The 21,431-nt window shown below is 28.1% G+C and carries 22 protein-coding genes; 15 read left to right on the top strand and 7 right to left on the bottom strand.

All coding sequences use genetic code 11. The features are described 5' to 3' along the window. Positions 1–26: 26 nt before the first annotated feature. Positions 27–278, top strand: coding sequence for a kinase to dihydroxyacetone kinase (locus ACZJV1_RS12030; protein ID WP_463650279.1), 252 nt, complete (start codon positions 27–29; stop codon positions 276–278). 768 nt (positions 279–1,046) lie between these two features. Here the strand turns inward: ACZJV1_RS12030 and ACZJV1_RS12025 are convergent. Next, the gene (locus ACZJV1_RS12025) at positions 1,047–1,532 is read right to left on the bottom strand and encodes a hypothetical protein (protein ID WP_463650278.1); all 486 of its coding nucleotides are present in this window, start codon (positions 1,530–1,532) and stop codon (positions 1,047–1,049) included. A 402-nt stretch (positions 1,533–1,934) separates the two neighbouring features. Here ACZJV1_RS12025 and pyrB point away from each other — a divergent pair, with 402 nt between their 5' ends. Genes pyrB through ACZJV1_RS11995 form a run of 6 tightly spaced genes read left to right on the top strand, consistent with a single transcriptional unit; the run spans position 1,935 to position 7,080 of the window. Next, positions 1,935–2,861, top strand: a complete 927-nt coding sequence (gene pyrB / locus ACZJV1_RS12020; RefSeq protein ID WP_463650277.1) for an aspartate carbamoyltransferase — start codon at positions 1,935–1,937, stop codon at positions 2,859–2,861. Next, positions 2,862–3,293, top strand: coding sequence for an aspartate carbamoyltransferase regulatory subunit (locus ACZJV1_RS12015; protein WP_463650276.1), 432 nt, complete (start codon positions 2,862–2,864; stop codon positions 3,291–3,293). Positions 3,294–3,321: 28 nt separating this feature from the next. Continuing rightward, on the top strand, positions 3,322–4,518 hold the full coding sequence (locus tag ACZJV1_RS12010; protein WP_463650275.1) for a dihydroorotase: 1,197 nt from the start codon (positions 3,322–3,324) through the stop codon (positions 4,516–4,518). A gap of 9 nt (positions 4,519–4,527) precedes the next feature. After that, a complete protein-coding gene (gene pyrF / locus ACZJV1_RS12005) occupies positions 4,528–5,403 on the top strand; it encodes an orotidine-5'-phosphate decarboxylase (RefSeq protein ID WP_463650274.1) in 876 nt (291 codons plus the stop codon). An 11-nt stretch (positions 5,404–5,414) separates the two neighbouring features. Next, on the top strand, positions 5,415–6,158 hold the full coding sequence (locus tag ACZJV1_RS12000) for a dihydroorotate dehydrogenase electron transfer subunit (protein WP_463650273.1): 744 nt from the start codon (positions 5,415–5,417) through the stop codon (positions 6,156–6,158). 22 nt (positions 6,159–6,180) lie between these two features. Beyond that, on the top strand, positions 6,181–7,080 hold the full coding sequence (locus tag ACZJV1_RS11995; RefSeq protein ID WP_460287591.1) for a dihydroorotate dehydrogenase: 900 nt from the start codon (positions 6,181–6,183) through the stop codon (positions 7,078–7,080). Positions 7,081–7,200: 120 nt separating this feature from the next. Here the strand turns inward: ACZJV1_RS11995 and ACZJV1_RS11990 are convergent, their stop codons facing one another. After that, complete coding sequence (locus ACZJV1_RS11990) at positions 7,201–7,524, bottom strand: hypothetical protein (protein ID WP_411168136.1); 324 nt, start codon at positions 7,522–7,524, stop codon at positions 7,201–7,203. Between the two features lie 51 nt (positions 7,525–7,575). Then, the gene (locus ACZJV1_RS11985; protein WP_463650272.1) at positions 7,576–7,968 is read right to left on the bottom strand and encodes a YtxH domain-containing protein; all 393 of its coding nucleotides are present in this window, start codon (positions 7,966–7,968) and stop codon (positions 7,576–7,578) included. Between the two features lie 253 nt (positions 7,969–8,221). Here ACZJV1_RS11985 and ACZJV1_RS11980 point away from each other — a divergent pair, with 253 nt between their 5' ends. Beyond that, positions 8,222–9,058, top strand: a complete 837-nt coding sequence (locus tag ACZJV1_RS11980; protein WP_463650271.1) for a hypothetical protein — start codon at positions 8,222–8,224, stop codon at positions 9,056–9,058. 67 nt (positions 9,059–9,125) lie between these two features. On the opposite strand, the gene ACZJV1_RS11975 is transcribed toward ACZJV1_RS11980, so the two are convergent. Continuing rightward, positions 9,126–10,523 (bottom strand): alanine/glycine:cation symporter family protein, encoded by a 1,398-nt coding sequence (locus ACZJV1_RS11975; protein ID WP_463650270.1) that lies wholly within the window; start codon positions 10,521–10,523, stop codon positions 9,126–9,128. 242 nt (positions 10,524–10,765) lie between these two features. Next, positions 10,766–13,393 carry a transglycosylase domain-containing protein gene (locus ACZJV1_RS11970; RefSeq protein ID WP_463650269.1) on the bottom strand — a complete coding sequence of 876 codons (2,628 nt, stop codon included), beginning with the start codon at positions 13,391–13,393 and terminating at the stop codon, positions 10,766–10,768. Positions 13,394–13,499: 106 nt separating this feature from the next. Between ACZJV1_RS11970 and yunB the strand changes: the two genes are divergently transcribed. Beyond that, complete coding sequence (gene yunB, locus ACZJV1_RS11965; RefSeq protein ID WP_411168131.1) at positions 13,500–14,156, top strand: sporulation protein YunB; 657 nt, start codon at positions 13,500–13,502, stop codon at positions 14,154–14,156. Between the two features lie 133 nt (positions 14,157–14,289). Here yunB and hpt read toward each other — a convergent pair whose 3' ends face one another. Next, on the bottom strand, positions 14,290–14,817 hold the full coding sequence (gene hpt, locus ACZJV1_RS11960) for a hypoxanthine phosphoribosyltransferase (RefSeq protein ID WP_463650268.1): 528 nt from the start codon (positions 14,815–14,817) through the stop codon (positions 14,290–14,292). 307 nt (positions 14,818–15,124) lie between these two features. On the opposite strand from hpt, the gene ACZJV1_RS11955 reads away from it, so the two are divergent. Genes ACZJV1_RS11955 through ACZJV1_RS11940 form a run of 4 tightly spaced genes read left to right on the top strand, consistent with a single transcriptional unit; the run spans position 15,125 to position 19,030 of the window. After that, positions 15,125–15,901, top strand: a complete 777-nt coding sequence (locus tag ACZJV1_RS11955) for a GDSL-type esterase/lipase family protein (RefSeq protein WP_463650267.1) — start codon at positions 15,125–15,127, stop codon at positions 15,899–15,901. A gap of 11 nt (positions 15,902–15,912) precedes the next feature. After that, positions 15,913–16,392, top strand: coding sequence for a DUF4358 domain-containing protein (locus ACZJV1_RS11950; RefSeq protein WP_463650266.1), 480 nt, complete (start codon positions 15,913–15,915; stop codon positions 16,390–16,392). A 26-nt stretch (positions 16,393–16,418) separates the two neighbouring features. Next, a complete protein-coding gene (locus ACZJV1_RS11945) occupies positions 16,419–17,825 on the top strand; it encodes an MBOAT family O-acyltransferase (RefSeq protein WP_463650265.1) in 1,407 nt (468 codons plus the stop codon). 20 nt (positions 17,826–17,845) lie between these two features. Beyond that, the gene (locus ACZJV1_RS11940; RefSeq protein ID WP_463650264.1) at positions 17,846–19,030 is read left to right on the top strand and encodes a DHHW family protein; all 1,185 of its coding nucleotides are present in this window, start codon (positions 17,846–17,848) and stop codon (positions 19,028–19,030) included. A 182-nt stretch (positions 19,031–19,212) separates the two neighbouring features. On the opposite strand, the gene ACZJV1_RS11935 is transcribed toward ACZJV1_RS11940, so the two are convergent. Further along, on the bottom strand, positions 19,213–20,100 hold the full coding sequence (locus ACZJV1_RS11935) for a LysR family transcriptional regulator (RefSeq protein ID WP_463650263.1): 888 nt from the start codon (positions 20,098–20,100) through the stop codon (positions 19,213–19,215). Positions 20,101–20,213: 113 nt separating this feature from the next. Between ACZJV1_RS11935 and ACZJV1_RS11930 the strand changes: the two genes are divergently transcribed. Continuing rightward, on the top strand, positions 20,214–20,669 hold the full coding sequence (locus tag ACZJV1_RS11930; protein WP_463650262.1) for a DMT family transporter: 456 nt from the start codon (positions 20,214–20,216) through the stop codon (positions 20,667–20,669). 77 nt (positions 20,670–20,746) lie between these two features. Further along, positions 20,747–21,325 (top strand): LOG family protein, encoded by a 579-nt coding sequence (locus tag ACZJV1_RS11925; protein WP_463650261.1) that lies wholly within the window; start codon positions 20,747–20,749, stop codon positions 21,323–21,325. The last annotated feature ends 106 nt before the right edge of the window (positions 21,326–21,431 follow it).

The following is a 21,431-nucleotide window of genomic DNA, read 5'->3' as shown; positions in this document are numbered from 1 at the left end:
CTTAAATTTGAAAAGGAGAATTAATTATGATTGAATACAAGTTTGATACCCAGTTACTAATTGATGGCAATGATCTTTCGGAAGATGAAATTAATGAATATATAACTAAGAATATTGAAGGGGATTGTCTGCTTGCAGTTGGTGATGAAGATTTGATAAAGATTCACTTCCACACTAATACTCCATGGAAAGTGCTTGAGTATTGTGCTTCGTTGGGCGATATTTACGATGTGGTTATAGAGAACATGGAACGCCAAGAGAATGGGTTACAGGGTTAGAAGGTGCAGGAATTTCTAGTTTATCCAATTAGAAATATATAAATAATCTTAACACATTACAAAAATAAATTAAAAATTAATTGTTATGAAAATACCGTATTATTCAATAGAATATACGGTATTTTTTATGTCACAATAATATATAGTTAAGAATGGACTACATAATTAATTCACTCTATATAAAAAATATTTCTAAGTAATTAGTAAAATTTATTCCTTCAAAATCGAACAATGCGGTATTAAAAGTAATTATAACTACATCAATACAGTAGAAATATTAATATAATTTCATATTTAAGAACAATTATTTAATGTTATGAATATATTAAAGTATACAAAAGAGGAAGGTGATAAATATGTGTTTCGGCTGTGGATTTGGTGGCTTTGGTGGATTTGGTGGCTTTGGCGGCTTTGGATTTAATAGATTTAATAGGTGCTGCTGTTGTTGCAGATGTCGTAGAAGACGTAGAAGACGTAGAAGAAGTAGTTAGATTTTAATATGATATAAAGTAATTTGTTATAGTTAAATTAAGATACCGTATTATTCAGAAATGAATATGCGGTATTTTTTATTATTAAGGAGGGATAGGATGGATAAAGAACTATTTAGAAAGACAGAAGGTTTTATTTTAAATTAAAAAACCTTACTGGAATCAAAAACTCCAGTAAGATCTAATGAAAACATCCTAATTAATAAAAATTATTTACAATGTTTTAATAACCAAAATCTATTCTTTTATTAAAATGAATTTATATAGATAGTTAACACTAAAGTATATCCTCAGTACTAGTATTAGTGTTAGTATTAGGGTTAGTGTTAGTATTAGTATCAGTTTCACTCTCAGTAGAAGTAAGTCCATTAGTTCCATTAATGGTAACATTTAATGTTATAGTATTTCCATTAGAGGTAGTGTCTGTATTAGAAGTTGCTTGAGCTTGCTCTTGAGTTTGAGCTTGAGTTTGAGCTTGAATTTGAGCTTGAAGCTGAGCTTGAACTTGGGCTTGAGCTTGAAGTTGAGCTTGAAGCTGAGCTTGAACTTGGGCTTGAGCTTGAAGTTGATTTTGTAATTTATACAATAAACTTAAATAATTATTAGAATTAGTATTTGTATTTCCTGATTCACTTGAACATTCAAAATCATAGTTTCCTGATTCACTTGAACATTCAAAATCATAGTTTTCTGATTCACTTGAACATTCAAAATCATAGTTTTCTGATTCACTTGAATATTCATCATCATAATATCTACTCATAAAAATATCTCCTTATCTTTAGTTTTAACCATCATAAATACATGAGGGTTTTACTTTATAATATGATGATCATGCAAATATAGTCACACATTTAATTTAAAATAAAGAAATTATTATTAGGTTTTTATAATAAAATATAAAATATTTAAGAAATATAAAATCTTAGGTATTAGTATTTTTATTGACAATATTTTAGAATAGTGTTATTCTATGAAAAAAAGATAACCTTTAATTTAATCCAGAGAGATTAACAAGGAAGAGATTGTAATAGCAAAAGAATGTTATTTAGGCCTTATCATACCTTCCTTGAAAAAGGGAAGGTTTTTTATTTTTTAGGAAATTATAAAAACTTATAAAATACCTTTAAATTTAACACAGAGATGTTAACAAGGAGTGAAGTAAATGAATATGAAAAACAAACATTTAATTGATCCAATGGATTTTTCTAAAGAAGAACTACAAGAAATTTTTAAATTAGCACACCAAATAATAGCAAATCCAAGAGAGTATTCTCATATCTGCGATGGAAAAGTTTTAGCTACTTTATTTTACGAACCAAGCACAAGAACAAGGTTTAGCTTTGAAGCTGCAATGATGAAACTTGGTGGTAAAATTCTAGGGTTTTCGGAACCAAATTCAAGTTCAACTGCAAAAGGAGAGACTTTAGCAGATACAATAACTATGGTATCAATATATTCAGACATAATTGCAATGAGACATCCAATGGAAGGCTCAGCTAAGCTTGCAAGTATGTATTCAAATGTATCAGTAATAAATGCAGGAGATGGAGGACATCAGCATCCAACTCAAACATTAACAGATCTTTTAACTATAGAATCCTTAAAAAATGGATTAACAAATCATACTATAGGAATATGTGGAGACTTGAAAAATGGTAGAACAGTTCACTCACTTATAAAAGCCATGTCAAGATACGAAAAAACTAAATTTATCTTAATTTCACCAAAGGAATTATCTATACCAGTTTATATAAGAGAAGAAATACTAATAAAAAATAATATAGAATTTAAAGAGGTTGAAAAATTAGAAGATGTAATAGATGAACTAGATATACTGTATATGACAAGAATTCAAAAAGAGAGATTTTTCAATGAAGAGGAATATATAAGACTTAAAGATAGCTACATTTTAGACGTTGAAAAAATGAATTTAGCTAAAAAAGATATGATAGTTATGCATCCATTACCAAGAGTAAATGAAATTTCCGTAAAAGTAGATAAAGATGAGAGAGCTTGCTACTTTAAACAAGCTGAGTATGGAATGTATGTAAGAATGGCTTTAATAGCAAAACTTTTGGGGGTGGCGTAAATGCTAGAAATAACAAGTATTAAAAATGGATTAGTAATAGACCACATAAAGGCGGGAATGGGAATAAAAATATTTAATTATTTAAATCTTGATAAGGTTAATAGTCAAGTTGCTTTAATTATGAATGCAGAAAGTGATAAGGTTGGTAAAAAGGATATAATTAAGATAGAAAATTCTTCAGAAATAAATTATACAGTTTTAGGTTTATTATCACCAAATCTTACTATAAATGAAGTTAGAGAGGGAGAAATAGTTAGAAAAATTAAACCAGAACTTCCTAAAAAAGTAGTAGATATATTAATATGTAATAATCCAAGATGTATAACAGAAGAAGAAAAATATGTGCCACATACATTTAACTTAATAGACGAAAATAAAGGAACTTACAAGTGCGACTATTGTGATCATATAACAAAGCTATCTGATTTATAGATTTAAATATAAGCTATGAGGTGAAATTATGAATTTACTAATAAAAAATGCTAGAGTAGTTGATTGCTCACAAGATTTTATTGGAGATGTTTATATAGAAAATGGAAAGATAAAGAAAATAGGATTAAATATAGAAAAAGATAATGTAGAATGTATAGATGCTAAAGGACTTACTTTAATGCCAGCATTTGTTGATACTCATGCGCATTTTAGAGAGCCAGGACTAACTTATAAAGAGGATATAGAAACAGGATCTAAAGCTGCTTTAAGAGGGGGATATACTGGAGTATGCTTAATGGCAAATACACAACCGATATGTTCAACTAAAGAAGTCCTAGAAAAAGTTAGAGGTAGAGAAAAAGAGTTAAACTTAATAGATTTACATCAATGTGTTTCGGTTACCAAAGGATTCGATGGAAAAGATATAACTCATTTAGACGAATTTAGTACTGATACTAAACTTAAAGCAATATCAGATGATGGTGTTGGTGTTATGGATTCAGAAATAATGTATAAGGCAATGCTTAAAGCAAAAGAAAATGGATGGGTAATAATGTCTCATGCAGAGGATCATAGTTTCTCAGATATAGATATGAGAATAGCTGAAAATATAATGACATTAAGAGATATATACTTAGCAAAGGAAACAGGAGCAAGATTGCATATGTCTCATGTTAGTACAAAGGAAGCTATAAAATATCTTAAAGAAGCAAAAGAAAAGTATAATAATATAACATGTGAAATTACTCCACATCATATATGTTTAACAAAAGATGTAAATAATTATAGAGTAAATCCTCCTATAAGGGAAAAAGAAGATGTAAAAGAAGTTATAAAAGCAATAAAAGATGGGACTGTTGATTGTATAGGTACAGATCATGCCCCTCATACAAAGGAAGATAAAGAAAAAGGCTCACCAGGAATGGTAGGTTTAGAAACAGCCTTTCCAATTTGTTATACAAGCTTAGTTAAGTCTGATGAAATAAACTTAAATAAATTAAGTGAAATTATGTCCAAGAATGGAGCTAAGATTCTAGGAATGAATAAAGGAATAGTTAGTCCAGGAATAGATGGAGATTTAGTAATACTAGACTTAGGTAAGAAAATAACAGTAAATTCAAAAGAATTCCATTCAAAAGCTCAAAACACACCATTTGAAGGAATGGAGTTTTATGGAGAAGTTCAAATGACTATAAAGGGTGGAAAAATACTTTATAGAAAATAGGAGGATAAAATGAAAAGTTTAATAATGGATAAGTTATATAATAGAGTAAATGAAAGAGGAGTAGTATGTGTTGGTTTAGATACAGCCATTGAATACATACCTAAGCATCTTTTTGAAGGAAGAAACGAAGCTCAGGCTTTAGTTGAATTTAATAAGCAAATAATAGATGCAGCAATAGATGTGGCAGCTTGTTTTAAAGTACAGATTGCTTACTATGAAGCTTTAGGATTAAAAGGTATGTTAGCTTATAAAGAAACATTAGACTATTTAAGAGAAAAAGATGCGATAATAATTGCTGATATAAAAAGAGGAGATATAGCTGCCACAGCAAAACAATATGCAAAAGCACATTTTGAAGGAGATTTTGAATCTGATTTTATAACTCTAAGTCCATATATGGGAATGGATAGTATTGAGCCATATATACCTTATATGGAGAAAGGAAACAAAGGAGTTTTTTCTCTAGTCAGAACATCTAATAAAGGGGCAGAGGACATAGAAATGCTTAAAACTACAGATGAGAGATATGTCTATAAAGTAGTTGGTGATAAACTTACTGAGCTTGGTAAGGAAATAGTAGGTGAGTGTGGATACTCAAGCATAGGTGGAGTAATAGGATGTACTCATGTAGAAGAGGGTGTAGAAATAAGAAAAAGATTTAAAAATATGTTCTTCTTAATACCAGGTTATGGTGCTCAAGGTGGAAAGGCTGAAGATGTAGCTTTATATTTAAATAATGGAAATGGAGGAGTTGTAAACTCTTCAAGAGCTATACTTCTAGCATATAAAAAGCAAGAAGGTAGAGAAAAAGAATTTGCTTTATGCGCAAGAGAAGAAGTAATAAGAATGAGAGATGAAATAAGAGTTGCTGTAGAAAGTAGATAGGGGGAAAACTAATGAAGACGACTTACACTAAATCAAAGGTTATATCAAATGAAAAAATAGTTGATGGAATATATAAAATGGTCGTTGAAGATAACAATGAAGTAAGAGCTGGACAGTTTTACATGTTAAAGCTAAATGGACAAACTTTACTTCCTAGACCAATAAGTGTATGTGAAAAAAATGAAGGAACTATCACTTTCTTATATGCAGTAGTTGGGAATGGTACTAGAGAATATATCAGCTTAGAAAAAGGAGATTATATAAATCTTATAGGCCCTTTAGGAAATGGATTTAATATTGAAGAATCTTTAGGGAAAGTAGCTTTAGTATCTGGAGGAATTGGAACTGCACCAATGCTTGAACTTGCTAAAAAGCTAAGAGAAAAGAATAAAGATTCTAAAATAAATTTATATGCAGGTTTTAGAGATGATATATACTTAATAGATGAAATAAAAGAATATGTTAATGAAGCATATGTAAGTACAAATACAGGAAAATATGGGCACAAGGGTTTTGTAACAGATATTTTAAAAGCAGAGGAATATGACACAGTTCTTTGTTGCGGACCCGAAATAATGATGAAAAAGGTAGTAGATATGTGCAAAGAGAAAGGCGTTAAGGTGTATGTATCTATGGAAAAACAGATGGCTTGTGGTGTAGGAGCATGCCTTGTATGTACATGTAAAACTAAAGAGGGGCATAAAAGGACTTGTAAGGATGGTCCAGTATTTGATGGATATTATGTTGAACTTTAAAATCAAAGGAGGAATTTTATAAATGTTGAAAGTAAATATAAATGGAGTAGAATTTAAAAATCCAGTAATAGCAGCATCAGGAACCTTTGGTTTTGGACAAGAATATAATGATTTCTATGATGTGGGGATTTTAGGTGGAATATCATCAAAAGGTTTAACTTTAAATCCTAAAGATGGGAATGAAGGAATTAGAGTATATGAAACTCCATCAGGAATGATGAACTCAGTTGGACTTCAAAATCCAGGAGTAGATAGATTTATAAAAGAAGAACTTCCAAGGATGAAGAAGCTTGGCACTAACATAATTGCAAATGTTGGTGGAGGATGTATGGAAGATTATGAAGAAGCTATTGAAAGGCTAAAAGGAACTGACATAGATATGATTGAACTTAATATATCATGTCCAAATGTAAAGTCAGGAGGAATGGCTTTTGGAATAAAATCAAATGTAGCTTATGAAGTAGTTTCTAAGATAAAGAAAATTACAGATAAGCCTCTTATGGTTAAGCTTTCTCCAAATGCTGAAGATATAGTTAATATGGCAATAAGTTGTGAAGAAGCAGGCGCTGATTCAATATCTTTAATAAACACCTTAAAAGGTTTTGCAGTAGATCCATGTAAAAGAAAGCCTATATTTAATAATGTATATGCAGGACTATCAGGACCAGCTGTAAAGCCAATAGCATTAAGAATGGTGCATGAAGTATCAAAAGCTGTAAATATACCTGTAGTAGGACTTGGTGGAATTTCTAATGGACTAGACGCAATAGAATTTATGATGGCAGGAGCATCAGCAATTCAAATAGGAACAATAAATTTTGTGAATCCTATGGCGGGTAAAGAAATAATAGATGAAATGGAAAGATTCTGTATTCAGCAAGGAATAAAGGATATAAATGAAATTATAGGATGTATAAAGTAATAAAAAAATACAGGTAGATTAATATAATTATCTACCTGTATTTTAAAATCAATTAAGACAGTAAATAAATTTGTGTAAAATGAAACCTATGTACTGTATTTTAAAAAAATATATTATATATTATTTTTTTAAGAATACTCCAGTTATTATATTTATAATATCCTTTATTGTATCTAATTGATTAACAATTCCATCTTTCATAACTATAGCTTCAGCAGTAGTTTCAATTGCTACATCACTTATATCTTTAACATTTTCAGATATACCATTTAAGTTCTTAATTGTATTATCTAAATTAGATTTATTATCTTTAAGAGCAGTATCTATGGTACTTATAAGAGATATAAGCTTTCTTAGTGCTAATATAAGATAAACTAATGCCACAACGGCAACAATAACGATAATAGTTAATAAAAGAGTATTAACATCAATAGTAATAGTCATTTGTGTAACCTCACTTAATATTTATTAAAATAAGTATAATTAATTAACTATTTAGATAGTTGAATCCTCTTTTATTTCATTAACAACTTCCTCTGATACTTCTTTATTTAATACTTCTTCATTAGATTCATCTAGAACTTCTTCAGCAACTGCTTTCTTTGATTCAAGATATTTTGAAATCTTATCTTTAGCTTCAGAAAAGTTTGATTTTGCATCTTCAGCAACATTTGAAGCTTTATTTTTTATTGTATTATTTAAATCACTAGCAGTTTCCTTTATAGATTTTCTAGTGTCTTTACCTGCTTTAGGAGCGAATAATAATCCACTAGCTAGTCCAGCGGCAACTCCAAGTGTTGCACCTAAGGCAAGATTTTTAGCAGCTTTAGTTTTTTCTTTTTTAGCCTTTTCTTTTCTTTTTTGTTCGATTAAATTTGTCAAATTCATATCAAAATCCTCCTTTTATGGTAAATTATTTATAGTGTATATAAATGATTATAAATCAAACAAGGTATAAATACAAGTTATATGCAGAATAAGCTAATCTTATTAAAAGATGTACAAGTTTCCAATAAAAAACTTTATATTATAGCTTAAATAATGTAATATATATATGAGTAAGAATTAAGATTTTATTAAAATCATTGTATTAATAAGTATCTAGTTATAAATAATATTATATAAAGTTAAGGAGGATACAATGAAAGTTAAAAAAGGAAGTATAGTTTTTAGTATAGTAATTGTAATTTTATTATTATCTATAGCATTAATAGTAAAAAATATATTAAATAAAGAATCAAAAGAAGTTGTAGTAGCTAAAAAATTTATAGAAAAGTTATGTGAAAACAATATAATAGAGGAATATAATAATTCTAAAAGTATAGTTGAAGAGGGGCATTTAAATAAATTAGCCAATAAAAATTCTCAAATACAGTATTCTGTAATAGTAGGAAAGTATGGTGTTGATATAGATAAAAATTATAATGTATTAGGATTTTCAAATAAAAATACAAGTATAGAAAAGAATAAAAACATTATAGCTGAAAATGAGGCTGTTAGTTTAGCCACTAGATATGTTAGTGAAATTACAGATGATGATTTTAGATTTAAAGAAGTAAGGGTACGAGAAGGCGAGGAAAGTCCTTGTCACAATGTAGTATTCTATAAATATAGAGATGGATATCCTTATTATAAACAAGAAATAAATGCAATGATCGATAAAAGAACTGGTAAATTAGAAGGGTATTCAAATTATCCACTGGATCACATAAAGCATATAGATAAAATTAATATTAATGAAGAAGATGCAAGAAATAGTATAAAGAAATATTTTGTTAATCTTAATTTAAAAGCTGAAATTTTAGGTGATCCTACGCTTTATTATATTTCAATAAAAGATGATAAGATGGCACTAGCATATGTGTACAATGTAAAAGTTATTAATTCCGATAATAAAGAAGAAAAGGTTATTATATTTTTGGAAGCAGATTCAGGAGAGATAATAAATTCTAATTTGGAAGCAATGGCAAAAAGTTAATAAAAAGGGATATTTGAATTGAATTTAACTCAAATATCCCTTTTTTCTTATATTTAAAATATTTTTATTACCATTCTGTTACTTCATCTCCAAGCTCAGGAATTGATGAAGCTGTAAATACTGGATCCTTTATACCAGATTTTTTTTGTTTTTTATAATCATCTAATGCTCTAAATGCAATCTTACTTAATAATACAATTGCTACTAGATTTATTATAGCCATGAATCCCATAAATACATCCGCTAGGTTCCAAACTATATCCATGTTAACAAGAGAGCCAAAGAATACCATTGCTCCAACAGCTATTCTATAGACTTGTAAATAAATTTTTTTGTTAGTAATAAATTGAATATTTGCTTCTCCATAATAGTAATTTCCAACTATAGAACTAAATGCAAATAATAAAATGCATATTGAAATAAATATTCCACCCCAAGAACCTACTTGAGAAGTTAGAGCCATTTGTGTAAGCTCTATACCTTTAACACTTCCATCAAGAGGAGCATCAGATAGTAGTATTATAAAGGCAGTACAACTACAAATTATAAGTGTATCTGTAAAAACTCCAAGTGTTTGAATAAATCCTTGTTTAACAGGATGTGACACAGTAGCAGTAGCAGCAGCATTAGGAGCAGATCCCATACCAGCTTCATTAGAAAATAGTCCTCTTTTTATACCTTGCATTAATGCAGCCCCGATTCCACCACCAACAACTTGATGTACACCAAAAGCATTCTCAAAAATCATTTCTAATACTGCAGGAAGATGTCCAATATTTTTAATAACTATAAACAATGCTACAACTATATAGGCAATAGCCATAATAGGAACTAAAACACTTGAAACTTTTGCAATTCTATTTACTCCTCCAAAAATTATTACTATAGTAAGTAATGTTATAAGAGCGCCAACAATAGCTCTATTAAATCCAAAAGAAGTATTTAAGGAAAGGGTTATAGTATTTGCTTGAACTGAGTTAAATACTAATCCAAAGGCGATAGTTATAAGAATTGCAAAAGTAACACCCATCCATTTCTTTTTAAGTCCTCGAGCCATATAGTAGGCAGGACCACCTCTAAAGGTGTTACCATCTTTAACTTTATAAATTTGTGCTAAAGTAGATTCTATAAAGCTTGAAGCAGCTCCGATAAGTGCTATAAGCCACATCCAAAATATTGCACCAGGACCTCCAATAGCAATGGCAGTTGCTATACCAGCTAAATTACCAGTACCAACTCTAGAGGCTGTGCTTATACAAAAGGCTTCAAATGACGATACAGAATGATGGTCTTTTTCACCAGTAGCACCATCTCCTAGTAATCTAAACATTTCTTTAAGATTTCTAAATTGAACAAATTTTGTTTTAAAAGTAAAATAAAGACCAATTATAATAAGCATAGCAATTAAAATATAAGTCCATAAAAAATCATTAAATTTTAAAATTATATTATTAAAAAATTCCATATAATGAAAATCCCCCTTTTCTTTTGTTACAAATTAAATTTTATCTTAGAATATAATATATATTATTTATAATCAAATTGCAAGAAAAAAGTTTTGGTATTTCATAAAATGGGTAAAAATGTGACGATTTTTATTATAAATAGCATATAATGAATTAATAACTGACAACTTATTCATAATGATGATTTTGTTTAAAATTTTATAATAAAAAAGAGAACCAATGTTGGTTCTCTTTAAAATAATTAATCTTCATTAGGATTAGGAGCTGGTTCAGATCCACCAGCCTCTTGAGATTCCTTTAATTCTATAACAATTGTATCACCTTTTTTAGCTTTATCAGATGATAAACTTTTAATTATTCTAGTTTTTGCATTGTTATTAGAAATCTTAACATTTACTCCTTTAGATTTTAATAAACTTATTGCATCATCTGCATTTCCACCTACAGCAATTCCTAAGTCAGATAGTTTAAACGCTTCATCCTTTGGAGGATTTGGAGCAGGTTTACTATCATCCTTTTCTGTTGGAACAATATATTTATAATCAGCTGCACCTGAATATGGGTTATCTTTTCTTATAAATACTCTTTCCTCAATTAAACCTTTAGGAGTATTTTCTGTTGCTAATTTATTATTATTTTTATTAACTTTAGCAGTTACATGGACATCACAAACTCCTGTAGGTTCAGTTCCAGCTATAAATAATTCATTACGTACTCTTGAGCCTCTTGGATCTCTAGCACATAAATCTGTAGGTCTTTTTCCAGAATCCCTACATACAGCTACACTTGTAACACCACCAGGATTTTCATCGAATTCTTTATATTCTAATCCTTGGTGAACTGGAGCCATAATTGCTCCCCATAAAGCAGCAGCAGAGGAACTATAACTTCTTCCTCCCATTGCATCATGATTATCGTATCCAATCCATACAGAAGCTGAATAGTATGGAGTTAAACCTGCAAATAAGAAGTCCGTAACCCTATCTGTTGTACCAGTCTTACCTATAACAGGCATATTAGGTATTTTAGCTTTATCTCCATCAAAAGTTAAAGGACCTTTAAGTAAATCTCTCATAATATAAGCTGTTTGAGGAGAAAATACTTGATCTTGCTTAAGTTTAGGTTCTAATATAACTTTTCCATTAGCATCAACTACTTTAGTATATAAAATTGGATTTGTGTACAATCCATTATTACCAAAGCTTCCAAAAGCAGATGCAAGCTTAAAAGTATTACCACCGTCAGGGTTTCCATTTTCATCTGCCCCATTAAATTCACCTAGAGCTAAAGTAGCTAAAACTTTAGACTTTTCACCATAAACTAAACCTAATTTTTCACCGTAAGATAAGCCATTTTCAACTCCAAGTTTATCTTCAACTATTATAGTAGGTATATTCTTAGATAAAGCAATAGCTTCTCTTGATGTAATTAAACCATCAGAAACATGGTTCCAGTTTGCTGGGGTCCAGCCAGGATACTTACTTTGAATAGAAGCTGGAAGCAATGCATCATCTATAGCAGTTGCAGCAGTTATAGTTTTAGTATCTATTGCAGGACCATAAACAGTTATAGGTTTTGTAGTTGATCCTATAGATCTTAAAGCGTCATAAGCTCTATTTGTAGATCTAGCTGGCTGTTGACCTCTACCACCAACAAGAGCTTTAACTTGACCAGTTCTATAATCCGTTATTACAGCAGAAGCTTGTAATGCAGGAGTTCCATTTCCATCAAGAGTTTCTGGATTAGCGTATATATCTATTTGAAGATTGTCTCTATTATCAAGAACAGCTTGAGTAGAGTCTTGCATTTTTCTATCCATAGTAGTATAAATTTTAAGACCACCAGTAGCAAATAATTTATCTACTTCTTCATCAGTATACTTATAAACTTCTTTTAAATCATTTTTTACTTGATCTAAAGCAGGATAAACAAACCATTCATAGTTTATTTTATAATCAACAACTGTTTGAGAAAAAGCAAATTTATTTTCATTTGTGAATGCATAAGCTTCATCATATTCTGCTTGAGTTATATATCCTAAATCCCTCATTTTCATAAGAACAGTTTTAGTTCTATCTAAGTAAAGTGTAGGATCTTCTTTATTAGCAGGATTATATGGGCTATAAGCACTAGGTGCCTGAGTTAATCCTGCAATAAATGCCGATTCAGGTAAATTTAAATCCTTAGCATCTTTATCAAAGAAATAATTTGCAGCGGCTTCAACGCCATAAATTCTTCCACTTAAAGGAATTGTATTTAAATAAGCTTCTAAAATTTGATCTTTTGAAAGTTTGCTTTCTAATTTTAAAGAAAGATACATTTCTCTTATTTTTCTTTCAACTTTAACATCATTTGTTAAAAGAGTATTTTTTATTAATTGTTGAGTAAGTGTAGATCCACCTTGTACACTCCCTTTTCCCGTAAGATAAAACATTGCAGATCTATAAGTTGAACCTAAAGTTCTTTTTACATCTACACCTTTATGTGTATAGAAACGCTCATCTTCAATTGAAACATAAGCATCTTTTAAATATTTTGACATTTCATCCAATTTTATTTTATATCTTTCTTCTTCTGTTGGAATGTTATCAATATATTTACCTTCACTATCATATAGCATAGAAGGTTCATTTAAGTTTAAAACTGCATTTACATCAAGAGGTGGTGTACTTTTAATTATTGCAAACACATAACCAAGACCAACTACAAAGCATAGAAGTCCTGCAATTAATATTGTAAGAAAAGTTCTCTTTATTATTTTTTTATATCTAGGTTGATTTTTTTTCTTTTTAGAGCTTTTGCCATTGTTCTTATTGTTATTAGCATTGGCTTGGCTTTTTTCTGTTCTAGAAGTGTCTTTATTAGCCATTTCTTCCTCCCTTAAAATTAAAATTATTTAATATTATAAAATAAATAATATAGAATATTATAGCATATTTATATAAAGAATAAAATAATAACTCTAGAAGGTGCTTATGAAGTATTATACAAAAAAACCCAAAATGCGATTTCAAATTAAACATCCTAAACTTATAATGGTTATTATTGCCTTTTGCATCTTATTTAATTCTATATTGTATTTTTTTAATAAAAGTATTTTACCAGCAGTTATGAAGATAGCAGAAGAGAAGTTGAAAAGAGAAGCTACAGATATAATTCATGAAACAGCTTTAGATATTTATTCTAATGAATTTGATTATTCTGATATGATAATTATTGAAAAAGATAATGATGGTAATATAACTATGTTAAGAGCAGACACAGTAAAATTAAATTACTTATCATCTAAATTAGTTTTAGCGTCAAATGATAAAATAGAAGAATTACAAGAAGTAGGGCTAGATGTTCCATTAGGATACATGAGTGAAAATTTAGTAATTCATAATTTAGGCCCGAAAATAAATATAAAAATGAATCAAATAGGAAATATAACTAGTAGTTATGAATCAGTATTTGAAAGTGCAGGAATAAACCAAACAAGGCATAAAATATATTTAAATGTAAATATGAGGATGAAAGTAGTTATACCGCTAAACAGTAAAGATGTAGAAATAGCATGTCAAATACCAATATCAGAAACTATAATTGTAGGAAAGATTCCTAATACAGCAATTGAATTAAATAGACCGTAACTAAAAAAGCATAATGAATAGTGGAAAATTAAGAGAAAACTCCCTTATGGGAGTTTTTAATTTTAAATATTTTTGCAATTATTAAATCTTAATTAATTTCTAAAGTATCCGTTATGTATTTGTGGGTTTATAATTATTTTTCTTCCCAATTAAATACGTAAGGTACATTTCTATAGAAACTTTCATAGTCAAGACCGTATCCAACTACAAATAAATCTTCTATTTCAAAGCAACAGTAATCTGGCTTTAAATCAACTTTTCTTCTAGAAGGCTTATCTAATAATACACAAGTTTTTACTGATTTAGCTCCACGTTTCTTTACATAATTTATAACAAATTCCATTGTATATCCAGTATCTATTATGTCGTCAACTATTAATACATCCCATCCTTCTATATTATCTGGGATATCATTTACAACCTTAACTTCACCAGTACTTTCTTCTCCATGTCCGTAGCTTGAAGTAGTCATAAAACCAACGTTGGCTTTGCAATCAATAGCTCTAAATATATCTGCCCCAAATACAAAGCTTCCTCTTAGAAGTGGAAGTACATAAAGGTTTTTATCTTTATATTCCTCAGTAATTACTTTTCCAAGTTCTGTTATTCTAGTTTTAATTTGATCTTCTGTAAAAAGTATGTTTCTTTTCTTGTCATCCATTAGTATAATCCTCCTAAAAATGAATATTTTTAAAAGCTTAAAGCCGTATTTACAATAAATTTTAACGTTATTATTAATATTACATATTTTTTATAATTCTTGCAACTTATTTTTTAAATACTATAGTATAAGAATTTTTACATATGTCCACTTTTTTATTTGAAAATATTTGAGAATATTTGTTAGAATCATGACTAAAAATTAATAATTATGTATTCTTAGTGTAATAATTTTGTAACTTTTTTTAGAATATAAAAACTATAATTAATATTGAGTAATAATTAAGGCATAATTGGTGGGATTAAATATGAAAAGACTAATATTATTTATTGTAAGTACAGCAGTAACATTTTCAACAATAGGAGGTATTTTTTCTGGAGATTTTATGATAAAAAAAGACAATAATATAGAAGAAGCAAAAAAAGTTCTAACAGAAATAGAAAATAGAGATTTAAGTAAAATAGAAGATACTTTAGAAAAGGAAAGAGTAAATTTTGAAAAGCAACTAAATCCTGAAAAAGATGAAGAAGTTAATTTTTTTAACTTCTATGGAAATACTGTGTTTTTAGGAGATTCCATTACTGAAGGGTTAGCGGAATTGGAAATTATAGATGAATATAATGTTGTATCAGAAAAAGGTGATACTGTAGTAAAGGCCATGAACCAGTTAGATAAAGTTAAACAAATGAATCCTAAAAATATTGTTTTGTTATATGGAATGAATGATGTTATTGAGTTTGATGATTCAAGTGAAACACGAACTCCAGAATATTTTAAAGAAAAATATGTGGATTTAATTAACGAATTAAAGAGAAGACTACCACGATCTAATATATATGTGACGTCACCTACATCTGTTATGGCAAAGGCACAAAACATAAATAGTAGATTAACTAATGAAAATATAAATAGTTTTAGAGAAATGACAAAAATGGCATGTGAAGAAACAAAAGTTAAGTATGTAGATATTTCTAGCTTTATAGATGGAAAAGATATGTTACATGAACAAGATGGAATTCATTTTAAATATGATTTTTATAATATATGGCTTACATACTTAAAAGATATTATTGAGGCAGGTTAATAGATGAAATTATGAAGAAAGACAGATATTTTAAGTATTATATTATTGAACTAGTAGTAGTAATTGTAATTTTTATTTCAGCTTATCCAATGTTAAGAGTTAGGGATTTGGATATGAATGGAGTTAGAAATTCCTTGGAAAGTTTTAAAAATAATGAAACTATGGAGGAAGGCGATATTAAATCATTAAGAAAATTATATTATATAAATAAAAACCAAGTTGAGGATTTTGTGTCATTTGTGCCTAAAAGTAATATGAATGCAAATGAAATCTTGGTTTTAAAGGTAAAAGATGAAAAAGATATACCTACAATTAAAAGTGGTATTGAGGAAAGAATAAAAAAGCAAGGTGAAAGTTTTAAAAATTATAGACCTGAAGAGTATAATTTAATAGAAAATGCAATATTAGAAGTGGAAGGTAATAACATAATATTTATAATTTCTAAAGATTCATCTCAGATAAAAAAGGCTATAGACAGTAACTTTAAGTGATTTTGACGTAATTGGAGTGATAAATTTTGGTATTTAGTAGCTTAATATTTATATTTATGTTTTTACCAAGTGTATTAATTATATATTATTTGGTGCCTAATAGGTTTAAAAACTTAGTATTATTTATTTCAAGCATAGTTTTCTATGCATGGGGAGAGCCAATTTATATAGTTTTAATGATATTTTCAATATTAATAAATTATTTAGCAGGTTTGTTAATAAAAAATAATGCTAAAGATAAGAGTAAAAGAAAATTTATATTTTTTACAGTAGTATTAATTGATATAAGTGTACTTTTGTTCTTCAAGTATTATGGTTTTTTAATATCTAATATTAATTGGGTTTTTGGATCAAATTTAGAAATAAGAGAACTTCCATTGCCTTTAGGAATATCATTTTATACTTTTCAGCTAATATCTTATATTGTAGATGTTTATATGGATAAGGTTAAAGCTCAAAAAAATATAATAGACTTTGGCGCATATATTTCAATGTTTCCACAGTTAGTAGCAGGACCAATAGTTAAATACAGTGATATTGAAAGTCAGCTTAAAAAAAAGGAATTATCTATTGATAAATTTGGACAAGGTGTAGAGAGGTTTATACTTGGACTCGGAAAAAAAGTTTTAATAGCAAACAATCTAGGCGCTATATGGCAACAAGTAAAAATTATACCTATAGATTCTCTTACTGTTCTTACTGGATGGATAGGGATAATTTCATTTACTTTACAGATATATTATGATTTTAGTGGATACTCTGATATGGCAATAGGGTTAGGGAAGATGCTTGGATTTGAATTTTTAGAGAATTTTAATTATCCATATATGTCAAAGAGTATAACAGAATTTTGGAGAAGGTGGCATATTTCTCTTGGATCTTGGTTTAAGGAATACATATATATTCCCTTAGGGGGAAATAGAAGAGGGAATGTAATTCAATTTAGAAATTTAATGATTGTTTGGTTCACAACAGGATTATGGCATGGAGCAAGCTGGAACTTTATAATTTGGGGATTATATTTTGGATTAATAATATATTCAGAAAAAATATTTTTAAAGTCAATTTTGAAAAATGTTCCAAATATTATTGCTCATATTTATACAATGACTTTAGTGGCTATAGGATGGATATTTTTTGATTTAAGTAGCTTAAATGATGCAATTGAATATATAAAAGTGATTTTGGGGTTAAATGGCAATAAGTTATGTAATAATTTCTCATTATATCTAATTTCAACAAACTTAATAATACTTATTATAGCAATAATACTATCTACTGATATGATTAATAAAACCATTAAAGATATTAAAAAACGATTAAGAGAAAGAGATATATTTTTATTTGTGTTTATAGAGTTGATAATTTTGATAATAAGTACTGCATATTTGATAAGTCAAAGTTATAATCCATTTTTATACTTTAGGTTTTAAACGAGAAAGCTGGTGAGTGTGTGAGAGACAAAAGAAAAATTGATGGGTCTTTAATTGCAGAAAAAAGAGTTAAAAAGTTTGATAAGACTTATCGTATAATTATATCAATAATGTTTGTAGGATTCCTTACTATATGTATCCTAATAAACTATTTAAAAAAAGATGACATTTATTCAGAAGTGGAAAATAGAAATTTAAATGCAAAACCATCTTTCTCATTAAAAGAGTTCTTTTTAGGAAGTTATACTAGTGATTTCGATAGCTATATTTCTGATCAATTTTTTGGAAGAAAAGAGTTTATATCATTAAAAACAAAAATACAACAGCTAGGAGGAAATAACAAGATTAACGATGTATATATAGGTAAAGATGGACAACTATTTGAAGACTTTAAAATTGAATCAGATGAAAAAATAAATGATAAGATTCAAGTAATGAATGATTTTAAAGAAATGAATCCAAATACTAATATAGAATTTATGCTTATACCAACAGCTACTAGTGTATTAAAAGATAATCTTCCTAAATATGCTCCAATAGATAATGAATTAGATTATATTAATAAAGTAGGAGAGGGGTTAGATAATTCTATAAAATTTATAAATCCATATAAAAATCTTAATGAGAATAGTAATGAATATATATATTATAAGACAGATCATCATTGGACTTCTGATGGAGCTTATATTGGATATAAGAGCTTTTGTGAAGCAAATGGAATAGAAGCAAAAGAAAAAAGTGACTTTGATGAGTTAGTTGTGTCAGAAGCTTTTTATGGTAGTTTATCTTCAAAAGTTGGAGTATATGGAAGTAATGCTGATAAAGTAAAAGTTTATGTTCCAAAAGAAGATAATATAGTTGTTAATTATGTTTCTGAACAAAAAAAAGTGCCAAGCCTATTTGACAGCGAAAGTTTAAATAAAAAAGATAAATATCAAGTTTTTACAGGAGGAAATCATCCATTAATTAATATTAAAACAGCAAATAATCTAGATAAAAAATTACTTATAGTAAAGGATTCATATGCAAATAGTATGATTCCATTTTTAACAGAAAATTATGGTGAAATTGACGTTATAGACCTTAGATATTATACAGATTCTTTGCAAGATTTTATTAATACAAAAAATATTACAGATATATTATTTATGTATAATGTAAATACATTTAATAGTGATGATTCTATATTTAATATAAATGAATAGAGAAATATAAAATATTTCTTATAAAAGCTTAAAAATATCTAATATATTAGGTGTTTTTAAGCTTTTAATTTATATTTTAGACTCTGTTAGACACTTTTGTTGATATAATAGAAAATCTTAACGTAGTGAATTAGTGATGAAGTGACTCTCATACCAACATTTTCATCTAACACAGCCTTATTTTAAATTTCAAGAAGTTCAACAAATTTTTCTGTAGCTGTAGACATAGAAACACCTTTTTTAGTTGCGAAGCCTATGACTCTTTTGGGGATGGGTTCCTGAAGTTTAATTTCATATAGTTTCTTTTCTTTTAATTCTTTTTCAATATAATTTTTAACTACACAAGCAGCACCTAGGCCTACTTGTGCAAATTCAACTAGAAGTTCTACTGTACCCAATTCTATTTCAGGAGATACAGATAGTCCATTAGAGTTAAAATATTTATCTAAAAAATCCCTAGAGTTGCCTCCCTTTTCTAATAAAAGAATAGGAGTATTATTAACTATTTCTGATAAAGATATAGTTTTTTCTGAAAGATATTTGTACTTTTCATTTACCACAAAACAATCTTGTAAATCTATTGTTTTAATAATATTAAGAGAGTCCTTTTTATTAACATCCATATTTAATATTCCTAAGTCTATTTTCCCACATTCTAATAATTCAAGAATTCTATAGGAAGATTCATTGGTAACTTTAATTTTTATATTTGGGAACAACTTATTATATTTTTCTAAATATTTAAGAAGAAGGTGTTTGCATACCGCATCACAAGCAGCTATTCTTACTTCTCCAAAATTAAGATTTTTAAGTTCATGAAATTTTCTCTCACCATTTTGAATAATACCATAACCTTGTTCGATATATTCAAATAATATTTTACCTTCTAAAGTAAGTGAAACACCCTTTGGAGTTCTATAAAATAACTGTCCATCTAGTTTTTTTTCTAATAATTTTATTGAATGACTAACAGCTGGCTGTGAAGTGAAAAGTTCCTTAGCTGCTTTAGATATACTTCCTAATTTTGCAGTTATATAAAATGTTCTATAAAGCTCAAGATTAATATACATATAAAATTTTAATATACCTCCTATATTAGATATTAATTTTACTTATGTTATTGCATTAATTATAATTACTTCAAGAAGCGTAGTCAATAAATAAAAGAATTGGAGGAGGCAGTGTGATATTTACATATTATTTACTATCATTAATAGCAGGATTTGCTTTAACGTTGCAAGTAGGGATAAATGGAGGGCTCCGTTTAAAATTAGAAAATCCCATACTTTCAGCTCTTATTAGTTTTAGTGTAGGAGCTCTAGGGCTTTTAGTAGTTTTTATATTTTCATTATTAAATGGTTCTACTACATGTATTAACATTAACAATATTAAAAACATAAAATGGTGGATGCTTATGGGAGGATTACTTGGAGCATTTTATATACTTATGACTATATTAGTTCCTCCTAAAATTGGATTTGCTAATATGTTAAGTATCGTTATATGTGGACAAATAGTTCTGGCAGTTATTTTTGACCATTTTGGAATATTAGGCAATGAAATTCACTTAATAACTCCAATAAGAATAATAGGAGTTATGGTATTAGTTTTAGGTGTTTATATAATTCAGGCTAACTAATAGCTAGAATTATTAAATAGCAGCTTTATGAACTGTTTTATAGAAATATAACAAAAAGATAAATGGAGGTAATATTAATGAAAAGATTATGTGTATATTCAGGATCTAATTTAGGAGTGAAACCAGAATATAAAGAGGTAGCTAAATTACTTGGTAAAGAATTAGCTAAAAATAATATTGAATTAGTTTATGGTGGTTCTCAAATAGGTCTTATGGGAGAAGTAGCAAATGAGGTTTTAAAAAATAATGGAAAGGTAATAGGAGTTATGCCAAAAGGCCTCTTTTCAGGAGAAATAGTTCATAGAGGTTTAACAAAACTCATTGAAGTCAAGGATATGCATGAAAGAAAACATACTATGTTTGAACTTTCTGATGGATTTATAGCTCTTCCAGGAGGATTAGGAACTTTTGAGGAGTTATTTGAGGTGCTTAGCTGGGCTCAAATTGGGATTCATAAGAAACCTATTGGAATATTAAATATATCAAATTTCTTTGATAATATTTTAAAAGCACTTGAAAGTGCCTGTCAAGAAGGCTTTATGAAGGAGTCAAATATGAAGCTTCTATCAATATCTAAAGATCCATCAATATTAATAGAAAAAATGGAAAACTATGTTCCACCTATTATGGAAAAGAAATGGAATCAAATAATATAAGATATAGCTCTTAGTAATAATTACTAAGAGCTATATCTTATATTTAAGGTTTTTTGTAGAGTAGTTAATATATGCTTTGCCTTCAATTTTAGTATTATTTAATTAG

Source organism: Clostridium sp. LS3 (assembly GCF_055330225.1).
This window is presented reverse-complemented; position numbering and strand designations above follow the sequence as displayed.

Coding starts and splice junctions, on each gene's coding strand:
- ACZJV1_RS12030 (WP_463650279.1), top strand. CDS start 27: ATGATTGAATACAAGTTTGATACCCAGTTACTAATTGATGGCAATGAT.
- ACZJV1_RS12025 (WP_463650278.1), bottom strand. CDS start 1,532: ATGAGTAGATATTATGATGATGAATATTCAAGTGAATCAGAAAACTAT.
- pyrB (WP_463650277.1), top strand. CDS start 1,935: ATGAATATGAAAAACAAACATTTAATTGATCCAATGGATTTTTCTAAA.
- ACZJV1_RS12015 (WP_463650276.1), top strand. CDS start 2,862: ATGCTAGAAATAACAAGTATTAAAAATGGATTAGTAATAGACCACATA.
- ACZJV1_RS12010 (WP_463650275.1), top strand. CDS start 3,322: ATGAATTTACTAATAAAAAATGCTAGAGTAGTTGATTGCTCACAAGAT.
- pyrF (WP_463650274.1), top strand. CDS start 4,528: ATGAAAAGTTTAATAATGGATAAGTTATATAATAGAGTAAATGAAAGA.
- ACZJV1_RS12000 (WP_463650273.1), top strand. CDS start 5,415: ATGAAGACGACTTACACTAAATCAAAGGTTATATCAAATGAAAAAATA.
- ACZJV1_RS11995 (WP_460287591.1), top strand. CDS start 6,181: ATGTTGAAAGTAAATATAAATGGAGTAGAATTTAAAAATCCAGTAATA.
- ACZJV1_RS11990 (WP_411168136.1), bottom strand. CDS start 7,524: ATGACTATTACTATTGATGTTAATACTCTTTTATTAACTATTATCGTT.
- ACZJV1_RS11985 (WP_463650272.1), bottom strand. CDS start 7,968: ATGAATTTGACAAATTTAATCGAACAAAAAAGAAAAGAAAAGGCTAAA.
- ACZJV1_RS11980 (WP_463650271.1), top strand. CDS start 8,222: ATGAAAGTTAAAAAAGGAAGTATAGTTTTTAGTATAGTAATTGTAATT.
- ACZJV1_RS11975 (WP_463650270.1), bottom strand. CDS start 10,523: ATGGAATTTTTTAATAATATAATTTTAAAATTTAATGATTTTTTATGG.
- ACZJV1_RS11970 (WP_463650269.1), bottom strand. CDS start 13,393: ATGGCTAATAAAGACACTTCTAGAACAGAAAAAAGCCAAGCCAATGCT.
- yunB (WP_411168131.1), top strand. CDS start 13,500: ATGAAGTATTATACAAAAAAACCCAAAATGCGATTTCAAATTAAACAT.
- hpt (WP_463650268.1), bottom strand. CDS start 14,817: ATGGATGACAAGAAAAGAAACATACTTTTTACAGAAGATCAAATTAAA.
- ACZJV1_RS11955 (WP_463650267.1), top strand. CDS start 15,125: ATGAAAAGACTAATATTATTTATTGTAAGTACAGCAGTAACATTTTCA.
- ACZJV1_RS11950 (WP_463650266.1), top strand. CDS start 15,913: ATGAAGAAAGACAGATATTTTAAGTATTATATTATTGAACTAGTAGTA.
- ACZJV1_RS11935 (WP_463650263.1), bottom strand. CDS start 20,100: ATGTATATTAATCTTGAGCTTTATAGAACATTTTATATAACTGCAAAA.
- ACZJV1_RS11925 (WP_463650261.1), top strand. CDS start 20,747: ATGAAAAGATTATGTGTATATTCAGGATCTAATTTAGGAGTGAAACCA.